Consider the following 11,657-nt stretch of genomic DNA (forward strand, 5'->3'; position numbering starts at 1 on the left):
CGGCTGTATTCAGGCAGGAACTGCCGGCAGATATCGATTACCCCGGCATCGATGTCAACCATCACCGCTTTACTCACCGTATTGTGGGATAATATCTCCCTTAAGGTGGCGCCCTCCCCGCCCCCGGCGATAAATACCGTCTCCGGGTGGGGGTGAGCTACCATCGCCGGCTGGACCAGAGCCTCGTGGTAGATGAACTCGTCAACCTCGCTGGACTGCACCTTGCCGTCCAGGAACAGGCATTTACCGAAGCCGCCGGTACGGATGATATCAATAGACTGGAACTTCGTCTGTCCCCGGTACAGCACCTCCTGGATACTGTGTACCTGAATAAAATGCTCGCTTATTCTATCGGAAAACCATTTATCGGGGTCGATGTTCATAATTTTGCTGCCCCGGACTGTTCCGGCTGGCTGTCCAGAATTCCTCTCTGTATCTCCAGGATAGAGTGGTTTTTAGAACCGAGTCCCTTTATCAGTTTCCATGCGGCTTTCTCCGGATTCACGGTATCCCCGCAGGTGAAGATATCAACGGCGGCATAGCCGCATTCCGGCCAGGTATGAATAAAGAGATGAGATTCAGCGATGATTACCACTCCGCTGACTCCTTTGGGGTTAAACTGGTGGAAAGATTTCTCCAGCACGGTAGCTCCGGCTTCAATCGCGGCTGCCGGCAGGATACTCTTGATAAAGTCCAGGTCGTTCAATGCCTCACGGTTGCAGTCCTTCAGTTCCAACAGTAAATGTTTTCCTAATGCATTCAATCACCTGCCCTCCTTAGAAGATTTTTTGAAGTCCCTGGTCTCTAAGTTAAACCAGGGACTAAATGGATGGTTTGACCGGTTAGCTTAACTGGCGGTACTGAGCTTTTTATCCAGCGTAGCGAAGTCGAAGTGCTGTTCCATTAGCGCTGTCAGTCGTGGCAGTTTGTTCTCCTGGTTGAACCTGGTTTTACCCAGGGTATCTTCAATGTCAGTTATTACGCTCGTGACGTTGTTTCTGGTAAGGATAACAGGGACATCCTTTTCTTCCGCCTGCTGAAGTATAATCGGCATAGGCGGGACAGTACCGGTCACAACCAGGCACCTCGTCGAGGTCTGCAGGGCGGCTAACTGCATATCCGGGCGCTCACCCGGAACAACTACCAGCTTGTTGTCCTTGAGATTAAAGTACTGCAGACCGGAATCCACAGTTTTGGCTCCTACCATAAAGCTTTCCAGCAGTTCTCCTGATTTATCAGCGCCACGCAAAAGCTCTCCGTGAATGTCTTCCGCCAGTTCTCCGATAGTTAACGTAAAGAGTACCCTGTCCTCGGGCAGCAATCCCAGGACGTTTAACCCTGATTGTCCCAGGCGGCTGGGTATGCCGGCGCGTACCTGTTCCAGACGGCTGGCGGGTACTTTATTTAAGACTATGCCCAGTAAGCGCTTCCCGAAAGCCCGGTAGCGCTCAATCGTTGTTAGCGGTTCTTGAGTATAGTCTTCGACAACAATGACTCTGGCATCCAGGGCTTCTACCAGGCTGGAGTCAATCCGGCTCTGACCGGAGACTCCTTCAGTAATGACAATATCTTTACCCCGGGAGACCCGGCCGTAAGCTTCTTTGATGCTGCTTTTCAGAGCGCTCTCATTTTTGAAGGTCGGCTGAATCAGTTCCATCGGTTCCTCTAAAGCGAAGACTTGTTTCAGGAATACGGCGTCACTGTCAATTTCGGCTGCCTGATTGCTGCCGTCGGCGATAGCTGGTTTGAAGAAGCCTACCTTTTTGTTACCGGCAAGCCAGTACCGGCCCAGGCCCGCGCAGACCGTGGTCTTTCCGCTACCCGTCCCTGAAGAAGTAACCAACAAAGTAATCAAGCTGCACCTCATTCGGCAGATTTTGACAGACTGGTTTATTATAACTCTTATTGTGTTATCGGTAAAGGGCTAACCCGTAGCCGGGAGTTGACAGGAGCGTAATTCAAGGGTTATATTCAGGGCTGGGGCGGGTCATCTATGAGAAATACAGGTATGACTCGGGTCTGCCTTACATAATATTATATACTTGTGCAATAGCTGGCGAGAGGTAAGATGTCAGAGCTAAGACAGGACCCTACCACCAGGGAGTGGGTAATAATCGCTCCGGAGAGAGGTAAGCGGCCTCAGCAAGCTCCCAGAGTAAAGCACGCCGAGGACTTGCCCGGTTGGGATGCGGCCTGCCCATTCTGCCTGGGCAACGAGAGCCAGACTCCTGATGAAGTCTTCAGGGTTCCTTCCCCGGAAGGGGACTCGTCCTGGGCGGTGAGAGTGGTGCCTAACCGTTTCCCCACGCTGGTTGCTGAAGCAGATATGGAGAGGACGGAGGAAGGACATTTTGCCCGCAAAATGGGTGGTTTCGGGGTACACGAGGTAATCATTGAAAGCCCGCATCATAATGAGCTGATGGCGTTGATGACATACGAGCAGGTAGAACGGGTGCTGTCGGCTTACCAGCAAAGGTACAATGCGTTAAAGGAGAACCATCATCTTAAGTTCATCACCATTTTCAAGAACCACGGCTGGGCATCAGGGACTTCCCTGATACATCCTCACTCTCAGCTTGTGGCTACGCCTATCATAACCCCCTACTACCACCGCAGATATGATGTGGCCCACGATTACCTGGTTGATATGGGGGGCTGCCTCTACTGTGAGATGCTCGCGGAAGAGTTGAAAGGCGGGAAGAGGATTGTGGCGGAGACTGACCAATTCGTCATCTTTCATCCTTATGCCTCACGGGCGTCATGGGAGAGCTGGATTGTTCCCAAGGAACATTGCGCTTCTTTTGGACTGGTACCTCACTCGCGTCTCGCCGAGCTGTCCACGGTGTTAAAGGATACCCTCTTTTGCATGTACAGTGAACTCGATAATCCTGCCTTTAACCTTATGGTTGACACCTCGACCACGGTTGATGAAGATGACCCGTATTATCACTGGCATATCCGCATCGTGCCGAGGTTGACTACCATCGCCGGCTTTGAAATAGGCTCGGGTATCTATATCAGTCCCGCATTACCCGAAGAAACAGCCAGGCTGATGAGGCAGTGCTGCATCGCCTATCTTAAAGAGGGGAAGGTCTGCCTGATACCGCCGCCGGAAGTCTGAGCCCTTGTTCCTGTCTCAGGCGGTGGTCGCCGGCTGAGACAGGTCTATGAGGTAGCGTCAGTGAGGTGGGCGTTAATCTGGTCGCGCAGTTCCAGGGCGGTACGCCGCGCCGCTACGGCGAAATCTTTCTCCCGTGACGTGTAGATAATCTGCCGCGACGAGTTAATAATCGTCTTTCCTTCCTGAGTATTAACTCCGTAGCGGACGGTTAAAGCCAGGTCTCCCCGTTGTGCCCCGATACCCGGTATCAGCAGCGGCATTTCCGGGTAAGCCTGCCGGATTAGCTTCAATTCATCGAGAAAGGTAGCGCCGACCACCAGGCCAATATTACCATGGATGTTCCACTCTCTGGCTTTCATAGCGACTACCTCAAACAGGGGGCGCCGGCCGCCCTCTATCTTGCAGGAGAGGTCCTGGAAATCGACGGCGCCCGTGTTGGAAGTCCGGCACAGGATGAGTACCCCTTTTTCATGGTACTGGATGAATGGCTCAATCGAATCAAAGCCTAAATATGGATTGACGGTGGTCGCGTCACAGTCAAGGGTGGCGAAAATAGCCTTGGCATAGGCTTTTGCCGTATTTCCGATGTCATTCCGTTTGGCATCAGCGATTACCGGGATTTCCTCCGGTATGTACTCAATGGTCCGTTTCAATGCCTCAATTCCGGCGATTCCCAGGGCTTCGTAAAAAGCGAAGTTCGGCTTGTAGGCGCATACCAGGTCAGCCGTGGCGTCAACAATCGCCTTGTTGAACTCGAAGACCCCGATTCCGTCAGGCATCAGCGCCGGGTCCGGGTCGAGACCCACACAGAGTAAGCTCCTGTTTTTGCTGGTGATTCCGGTTAGCTTTTCAATGAAATTCATCAGTCCCTCAGGCCAGGTTTTATCCGCGGGCAGGTTATCATAGCAACCGTTGCGGCTTAACGTCAAGTGGCAGTCACGGGAGTTTCCAGCGAAACAAGAGAACCCTCTTACATTTCATCTTCTCGGGAAGGATATCACAATGGAGCTTTGACCTTACCCCCTTTGTTCCCCTCTCCTATCAGGAGATAGGGAAGAGAGATAGAGAGAAGGGGCAAAGCCCCTTCTCTCTTAGAAAATACTTTCCCCTTCCCTGAGGGAAGGGGATTAAGGGGATAGGCGTCAACTAGTGCTTAGTTTCAAAAATAGGTACACATATAATTCCGCTCGCCCTGATCTTGTCGAAGGGTGCGCCGTTCGTGGTGAGCTTGTCGAACCATCGGCGCGCATAAGATAACTCAATTACGAAACTAAGCATTAGTCTCTCTCTGGAAGCTTGACAGTCGACAGTCCCGTGCATATTATTGTATATTATTAATTAAACAGACCTTAATTGAAGTCGGAGGCAGGTGTAAATTGGTGGGTAAAATATATTTAATTGACGTGACTAATCGCGATGGCGTGCAAACGGCCAAGCTGGGACTCTCCAAACTGGCGAAGACGATGATAAACATGTATTTGAACGAGATGGGAGTCTTTCAGAGCGAGTTTGGCTTTCCGACGACACGGCATGAGTCGCATTACCTGCGGGCAAATCTCAAGTTGCAGGAGATGGGGGTATTACAACCTATCCGTTTGGAAGGATGGATACGGGCAACGGCTGAAGATGTGGAGACAACATTTAAACTGGTGCCGGAGACAAAAGACCTTAATCTCTCCATTTCTACTTCTACCCAGATGATTAACGGTAAGTTTAAGGGTAGAAAGAGTGAACAGGATATACTGGATATGGCAGTGGAAGCACTGGAGGCAGCCAGGGCGCATGGCGCGCGCAGCGTGGGCGTTAATGCGGAGGACGCTTCCCGAACTGATATTAAATTCTTGCTTCATTTTGCCTCCACGCTTAAGGAGCATGGCGCTGACCGCTTCCGCTACTGTGATACGCTGGGTTATGATATCCCTTTCACCATCTATGAGACCTGTAAACTGCTGGCGCAGGAAGCGGCAATACCCGTTGAACTGCACTGCCATGGTGACCTGGGAATGGCGGTGGCAAACTCCGTTGCCGGGGCAATGGGTGTTATTGATGGTGGTCAGGACGCCTATATTAATACCACTGTTAATGGTATTGGAGAGAGGGCGGGTAATGCTGACCTGGTGGCGGTGATTTTAGCGTTGATGAAGGCTAAGGGTGTCGCTGGCAAATATGAGTTCGGTATGCCGGTTGATCTGTCAAAAGCGTGGAAGATTTGCAAATATGCCAGCTACGCTTTTAATGTGCCTATCGCCATCAATCAGCCCGGTGTTGGCGCCAATGCTTTCGCTCATAGCTCGGGCATCCATGCGGACGGCGTGCTGCAAGACCCGCAACACTCCGAACTCTACGATTTTAAGCAACTGGGGCGGGGTGACCCGGAGATGGTGGAGACCGGCCGCGAGATAAGCTCCGGTCAGTACAGCGGGATATCCGGCTTTGTTCATATTATGGGCCAGATGGAAATAGACTTTAAGGGCAGAGATGACGCTGCTGAGATTCTGGAACTGGTGAGATACGCCAATGTCCTGGCGCAAAAGCCCCTGGTGACTGACGAGCTGTGCTTTATTGCCCAGTATCCGGAGATTGCCCGTGACCTGCTTACCCTGACACCCCTTGATTCATCAGTCCGCTAGTGTAGTGTCCCGGTAACACCTTAACAATGCCTGTTATTCCGTACTCGATACGGAATCCAGATGGGGTGGTGATGCCGGATTCCCGCTTTCGCGGGAATGACAATGCGGGACTGATAAAATGGGCACAATGATTGTAAAGTAATCTCTGAGATATTACACTGGGATGGCAGAGCCAGGTCTGCTGGAAGATGGGCTTAGCTTCTCAAAATGGATTCTGAGTCCGGATTTTCTCGGGACTGCCTCTTGTCATGTTAAAGCCGTGCTTTATTCAGAGGGAGCTTTCTTCAAAGTCTGGCAATGATGGCATCAGCCATCTCGGCGGTCCCAACAGCGGTGGGGTCGTCGCGGTTCGGTTTCAAATCATAGGTGACTGATTTCCCTTCCGCGATGATGGCAGCCACGGCTGCTTCCAGTTTGTCCGCCGCCGCTTTTTCGTTGAGATAGCGCAGCATCATCACGCCGGATAGAATCGTCGCCAGCGGGTTAGCCTTGTTCAAGCCGGTGTATTTCGGAGCGCTGCCGTGAGTAGGTTCGAAAACGGCCAGATTATCGCCGATGTTTGCTCCCGGGGCTACGCCGAGGCCACCGACAAGCCCGGCGCACAAATCGGAGATAATGTCTCCGTAGAGGTTGGGCAGTACCAGCACGTCAAACTGGTTTGGCCGCTGCACGAGCTGGGCACAAAGGTTGTCGATGATGACATCCTCGAATTCAATATCGGGGTAGGATTTGGCTACCTGGCGGGCGACATCAAGGAACAGGCCGTCAGAAAACTTCATGATGTTGGCTTTGTGGATGGCGCTCACCTTTTGTCTATTATTAGTCCGCGCGTATTCAAAGGCGAAGGTGACAATTCTGCGGCTGCCGGTCTCCGAAATCAGTTTAATGCCGATGCCGGAGTCATCAGCTACCTTGTTCTCCGTATTCCGGCGGATAAAGGTAAGTAACTCCGCTGCTTCAGGGGTGCCTTTAGCGAACTCGATGCCGACATAGAGGTCTTCCATGTTTTCCCGCACAACTACCAGGTCGACATTCTCATACCGGGAAGGAATACCCTGATAGCTACGGCAGATGCGCAGGCAGGCGTATAAGTCCAGTAACTGGCGAAGCGCGACATTGACGCTGCGGAAGCCGGTACCTATCGGAGTGGTGGTTGGACCCTTGAGGGCAATCTTGTTCTGGCGGATTGATTCGAGGAGGCGCTCCGGCAGCAGGCTGCCCTCTTTCTCCAGCGCATCAGCCCCGGCGTTAATCACGTCCCAGCGGAATTTTACCCCGGTAGCTTCGAGCACCCGCCTGGCGGCTTCAACAACCTCCGGCCCGACTCCATCACCCGGTACCAGCGTCACATTGTATTCTGCCAAGGTCACCTCCGTGGATTTGAGTTCCGGCTATCCCGTAACTGAGCCGAGGGTAAAGTCTCCGTATTTGCTGATGTAGGGGGTAAGTCCGCCTTCATCGAGGATGCGAATCATTATCTCCGGCATCTTGCTGAAACGGAGTTCAGCCCCGTTGGTCAGGTCAGTGACGACACCTTTTTCCATGTCCACTTCCAGTTCATCGCCGTCATTGATGGCGTCGGTATCACAGATGAGCACCGGCAGACCGATGTTAATGGCGTTGCGAAAGAAGATGCGGGCGACTGATTTGGCGAGGATGGCGCTGACTCCGGCTATTTTGATGACCAGCGGGGCATGTTCCCGGCTGGAGCCAAGTCCGAAGTTCTTGCCCCCCACCACGAAATCACCCGGCCGTACCCGTTGGGCAAACGTCGGGTCAGCGTCTTCCAGTACATGCTTGGCCAGTTCCGGCAGGTTGCTGCGCAGGTGCGCCAGCCTTCCCGGAACGATATAGTCCGTGGAGATATCATCGCCAAACTTAAAAGCTTTACCTTTTAACATTCTTAAACTCTCTTTAGCTTTCTCAAAGATGGCTTGAGTCTACAGAAACTCCCTGGGGTCGGTGATTTCACCACGGATGGCCGTAGCCGCGGCCGTTGCCGGGCTGCCCAGGTAGACGAAGGCCTCCGGGTTACCCATACGCCCCTTAAAATTACGGTTAGCCGTGGACAGGCAGGCTTCACCATCTCCCAGTACTCCCTGGTGCACTCCCAGGCAGGCGGCGCAGCCGGGCGGGACAATGTTGGCTCCCGCCTCAATAAGTGTCGTAATGTAACCTTTTTCTATAGCGGTCAGCAGAACCTTTTTGGAAGCGGGCGCAATGACGAGCCGGGTACGGGGGTGCCGCTTCTGGCCTTTCAGCATATTGGCGGCAAGCTCGATGTCTTCCAGACGTCCGTTGGTGCAGGTGCCCAGAAAGACCTGGTCGATGCGTGTCCCTTTAAGCTCCCGGGCCAGAGCAGTGTTGTCTACAGTATGAGGTTTTGATACGGTAGGTTCAAGTTTGGCCGCGTCTATTTCTATGGTGCTCTCGTAGGTAGCGTCCGGGTCCGGATTGAGGGCGGTGTATTGCTCTCCTCTGCCCTGGCTGTGGAGATATTCCTCGGTGACGCCGTCGGCGGGGAAGAGTCCTACTTTAGCCCCGGCCTCAATCGCCATGTTGGCAATGGTGAGCCGCCCGGACATTGACATCGTGGTGATGGCTTCACCGCCGAACTCCAGCGCTTTATAGGTGGCGCCATCGGCTCCAATCAGTCCGATGAGGTGCAGGATAAGGTCTTTGGCATAAACACCCCGGACAAAGCGGTGGTTAACGTTTATCCTGATTGTCTCCGGTACCCGCAGCCAGGTCTTGCCCAGGGCCATGCCGATGGCAACATCCGTGGATCCCATGCCGGTGGCAAACGCTCCCAGAGCGCCGCCGGTGACGGTGTGAGAATCAGAGCCGATGATAACATCTCCCGGCCTGGCGTGTGATTCGGCAACCAGTTGGTGGCAGATTCCCTCGCCAACATCACTTAAAATAGCTCCCGTCTCCTGGGCGAAGCTGCGCAGGAAGATATGGTCGTTGGAAAGCTGCCGCGCCGGACTGGGTGCTGAGTGGTCGAGGAACAGGAGGGTCTTTTGAGGGTTGTGAATACGGGTCAGCTTGGTCTCTTTCAGCTGTCTCAAAGTCAGGGGGCCGGTGGTATCCTGGATGAATACCACATCCAGCCGGGCAACAACTATGTCACCGGCTAAGGCGTCTGTATCAGACCTTGAACTGAGGATTTTCTCGGCTAGAGTTTTACCCATCTAACTATACTGGCATTTTAGAGGGGTTGACTGGAAAAGTCAATCCCTCGCATTGAAGAATGCTGCTATAGAGAGTAAAATACGGAGAAGTGATCTGCCTGGCCGGTATGAAACGGGATGGAAGGAGAAACAGATATGTCACAACAAACTGATGAGCTAACAAAGCTGGTTGCTGTTGCCACTGACATGGTGATGGATAGGAAATTAAGGGCTAACGCCATAAAGTTGATTGGTGATATTGGCAGCCATGAAGCGCTTCTGTCTCTGTTGAGTTTAGCGGCTAATGAGCAGTTAACGAGAAAAGACAGGGAACTTGCTTTGAAGTATGCTATGTCAATAGTGAAGGCAGGCAAGTGACAGGTTTCCAGACTGTTGATAGGAGTTGCGGTCAGGCTGATGAGCGTTGATGTCGGTATTGTAGGACTGGCTAAGAGCGGCCGGACGACCATTTTCAACGCTTTGACCGGAGGAAGCGTGGATACGGGAGGATACGGGCAGGAAAGCTCGGCGCTGCATGTCGGCACCGCTAAAGTACCTGATCCTCGCCTTAAAGTGCTGGTTGATATGTTCCGGCCCCGGAGCCTGGTGCCAGCTTCGGTAACCTATACCGATATCGGTGCCTCAGTTAAGAGCCTGGTGGAAAAAGGTATCAGCGGGCAGTTACTGACTCAACTCAGTAATGTAGACGTCCTTATCAACGTAGTCAGGGCCTTTAAAGATGAAAGCGTCCCTCATACTGAAGGAAGCCTGGATGTAGAGCGGGATATTACCAATATGGATATGGAGCTGGCTTTTTCTGACCTGGCTCTAGTAGAAAAGAGACTGGGGAGGATAGAGGCATCCTTGAAAGGGGCTAAGCCGTCTGAGCGCTCCGGTATACTGCAAGAGCAAGAACTGCTCCTCAGGATTAAGCTTGAACTCGAAAAAGACGTTCCAATCCGGGAAGTGCCTTTATCTGCCAGGGAAGTCAAAGCTATCGCCGGCTACCAGTTTCTTACCGCCAAGCCGGTGCTGATAGTGGTGAATATCGGCGAGGAGCAGTTGTCACAGTCGGAATCTTTAACCGCCGAGCTAGGCTCACGCTATTCCCGGCCGCAGTGCCGCCTGATTACTATCTGCGGTAAGCTGGAGATGGAACTGGCACAACTGGAAGATAGCGCCGCTGACGCTCTGCGCGCCGACTACGGATTGAAAGAAACCGGGCTTGAGCGAGTTATCAGGCTGTCCTATGAGCTACTCGGACTAATCTCGTTCTTTACGGTAGGCTCGGATGAGGTTAAAGCCTGGTCTATTCCCGGTACTACCACTGCGGTTAAAGCCGCCGGTAAAATTCACTCCGATATAGAGAGGGGTTTCATCAGGGCTGAGGTCATCAGCTATGAAGACCTGGTACAGTGTGGCAGCCTGGCTGAGGGGCGTAAGAAAGGGCTTCTGCGCCTGGAGGGGAAGGACTATTTAGTCCGGGATGGAGATGTCATCAACTTTCTGTTCAATGTCTGAATGGTTTTACAGAGGCCAGCCCAGCCAGTCGAAGAGCCCGATCATTTTAAACCCTACATACAACATTAAGGCAATAAATAGATACTTCAATTGCCTGGCTGGTATGCGATGGGCTGTAATTGCTCCAAGCTGCACCATGCCGATGCTGGGCACCGCCAGTAACAACCAGGATTGCAGATTAACGTATCCGATTGAATACGGCGGTAAGTCCGCAGTACCGATACCGTTGGTGATATAGCCGATGACTCCGCCGATGCTGGTTAATATCATCATCGCCAGGGATGTAGCGATGGCATTATGCATCCTGAACCTGAGGGCCAGTGTCATCACCGGAATTACCATGATGCCGCCACCGATTCCAATGAGGCCGGTGATGATGCCAACGGGTAATGCCCAGGCTGCCCATATCCAGGGATTGTTCTCAGGGGTTTTTTCAATCCTTGGTGTTCTGGCAATAAGCATACTGGCTGCGCCGGCTAGTACCACGATTCCAAAGGCTGACTTTAATGCGGCTCCGGGGAGATGCACGGCGATGGTAGCTCCCGCGAGGGCACCTAGCAGGCTGCAACTGCCCATGGTGAGCGCTGCTCTCCAGCGCACCGCCTTCAGGCGGTGGTGTCTCCATGTGCCGCTGAGGGTGGTGGATAATACCACCATCAGATTGGTACCGAATGCCAGCTTGATTGCGGTATCAGTGGGGATCCCCATATGAATATAGACCAGGTATTGTACCGGCGTCATCATGAAGGCACCACCCACACCCAGCAAACCTCCAAGAAAACCAACGCCTGCGCCACAGGCCAGCAGGATGATGATGTAATTAAATGTCATTTCGGATGTGTTTCCCCAGAGAGCCACTAATGGCTCTCTGGTAAGTATAAGCCTTCTGAAGCTCAATTACTACCATCAGTACCAAACAGCGGTTATATCAATGCTTTGCTGTTTCAATTGTGAACAGGACTCTTTGCTGATATAATATTTTTGCCATGGGGCTGTAGCTCAGCTGGGAGAGCACCTCCTTTGCACGGAGGGGGTCAGGGGTTCGAGTCCCCTCAGCTCCACTTAAGGGGACGATACCTAGAACCATTCGCGGGCGTCGCCGTCTGTTTTCAGAAAGAGTCTTCTCGATAACCTTTCCGTGGTCTTCCCAAAAGTGAGAACCTAACTTGAAACTTAACACCTCTCAGCGGCTATAATATCGTTGGTTCGAAT

General features: G+C 52.6%; 12 protein-coding genes and 1 tRNA gene. 5 read left to right on the plus strand and 8 right to left on the minus strand.

What is annotated here, in order from left to right:
• From Q8Q07_02385 to Q8Q07_02395, 3 genes are all read right to left on the minus strand, one after another.
• Positions 1–383, minus strand: a 383-nt coding sequence (locus Q8Q07_02385) for a hypothetical protein (GenBank protein MDP3879139.1), incomplete at its 3' end; no start/stop codon positions are given.
• Positions 380–763 carry an adenosylmethionine decarboxylase gene (gene speD / locus Q8Q07_02390; protein ID MDP3879140.1) on the minus strand — a complete coding sequence of 128 codons (384 nt, stop codon included), beginning with the start codon at positions 761–763 and terminating at the stop codon, positions 380–382. The genes Q8Q07_02385 and speD, both read right to left, overlap by 4 nt.
• An 84-nt stretch (positions 764–847) precedes the next feature.
• Positions 848–1,855 carry a DRTGG domain-containing protein gene (locus Q8Q07_02395; GenBank protein MDP3879141.1) on the minus strand — a complete coding sequence of 336 codons (1,008 nt, stop codon included), beginning with the start codon at positions 1,853–1,855 and terminating at the stop codon, positions 848–850.
• A gap of 213 nt (positions 1,856–2,068) precedes the next feature.
• On the opposite strand from Q8Q07_02395, the gene galT reads away from it, so the two are divergent.
• A complete protein-coding gene (gene galT, locus Q8Q07_02400) occupies positions 2,069–3,121 on the plus strand; it encodes a galactose-1-phosphate uridylyltransferase (protein ID MDP3879142.1) in 1,053 nt (350 codons plus the stop codon).
• A gap of 44 nt (positions 3,122–3,165) precedes the next feature.
• Here the strand turns inward: galT and pyrF are convergent, their stop codons facing one another.
• Entirely contained in the window at positions 3,166–3,984 is an 819-nt protein-coding gene (gene pyrF, locus Q8Q07_02405; protein ID MDP3879143.1) for an orotidine-5'-phosphate decarboxylase, read from the minus strand.
• Between the two features lie 516 nt (positions 3,985–4,500).
• On the opposite strand from pyrF, the gene Q8Q07_02410 reads away from it, so the two are divergent.
• Entirely contained in the window at positions 4,501–5,751 is a 1,251-nt protein-coding gene (locus Q8Q07_02410; protein ID MDP3879144.1) for a homocitrate synthase, read from the plus strand.
• Positions 5,752–6,035: 284 nt separating this feature from the next.
• Here the strand turns inward: Q8Q07_02410 and Q8Q07_02415 are convergent, their stop codons facing one another.
• Genes Q8Q07_02415 through Q8Q07_02425 form a run of 3 tightly spaced genes read right to left on the minus strand, consistent with a single transcriptional unit; the run spans position 6,036 to position 8,945 of the window.
• Positions 6,036–7,115 (minus strand): isocitrate/isopropylmalate dehydrogenase family protein, encoded by a 1,080-nt coding sequence (locus Q8Q07_02415; GenBank protein MDP3879145.1) that lies wholly within the window; start codon positions 7,113–7,115, stop codon positions 6,036–6,038.
• A 27-nt stretch (positions 7,116–7,142) separates the two neighbouring features.
• Positions 7,143–7,652 (minus strand): 3-isopropylmalate dehydratase small subunit, encoded by a 510-nt coding sequence (locus Q8Q07_02420; protein ID MDP3879146.1) that lies wholly within the window; start codon positions 7,650–7,652, stop codon positions 7,143–7,145.
• Between the two features lie 39 nt (positions 7,653–7,691).
• Positions 7,692–8,945, minus strand: coding sequence for a 3-isopropylmalate dehydratase large subunit (locus tag Q8Q07_02425; protein MDP3879147.1), 1,254 nt, complete (start codon positions 8,943–8,945; stop codon positions 7,692–7,694).
• 135 nt (positions 8,946–9,080) lie between these two features.
• On the opposite strand from Q8Q07_02425, the gene Q8Q07_02430 reads away from it, so the two are divergent.
• Both Q8Q07_02430 and ychF read left to right on the plus strand, forming a co-directional pair.
• A complete protein-coding gene (locus Q8Q07_02430) occupies positions 9,081–9,302 on the plus strand; it encodes a hypothetical protein (GenBank protein MDP3879148.1) in 222 nt (73 codons plus the stop codon).
• Between the two features lie 15 nt (positions 9,303–9,317).
• Complete coding sequence (ychF, locus tag Q8Q07_02435) at positions 9,318–10,445, plus strand: redox-regulated ATPase YchF (protein ID MDP3879149.1); 1,128 nt, start codon at positions 9,318–9,320, stop codon at positions 10,443–10,445.
• A 6-nt stretch (positions 10,446–10,451) separates the two neighbouring features.
• Here the strand turns inward: ychF and Q8Q07_02440 are convergent, their stop codons facing one another.
• Positions 10,452–11,276 (minus strand): sulfite exporter TauE/SafE family protein, encoded by an 825-nt coding sequence (locus tag Q8Q07_02440; protein MDP3879150.1) that lies wholly within the window; start codon positions 11,274–11,276, stop codon positions 10,452–10,454.
• 157 nt (positions 11,277–11,433) lie between these two features.
• Here Q8Q07_02440 and Q8Q07_02445 point away from each other — a divergent pair.
• Positions 11,434–11,506: transfer RNA gene (locus Q8Q07_02445), tRNA-Ala, on the plus strand.
• Positions 11,507–11,657: the final 151 nt, after the last annotated feature.

This window comes from Dehalococcoidales bacterium (assembly GCA_030698765.1).
Classification (GTDB): Bacteria; Chloroflexota; Dehalococcoidia; order Dehalococcoidales; family UBA2162; genus JAUYMF01.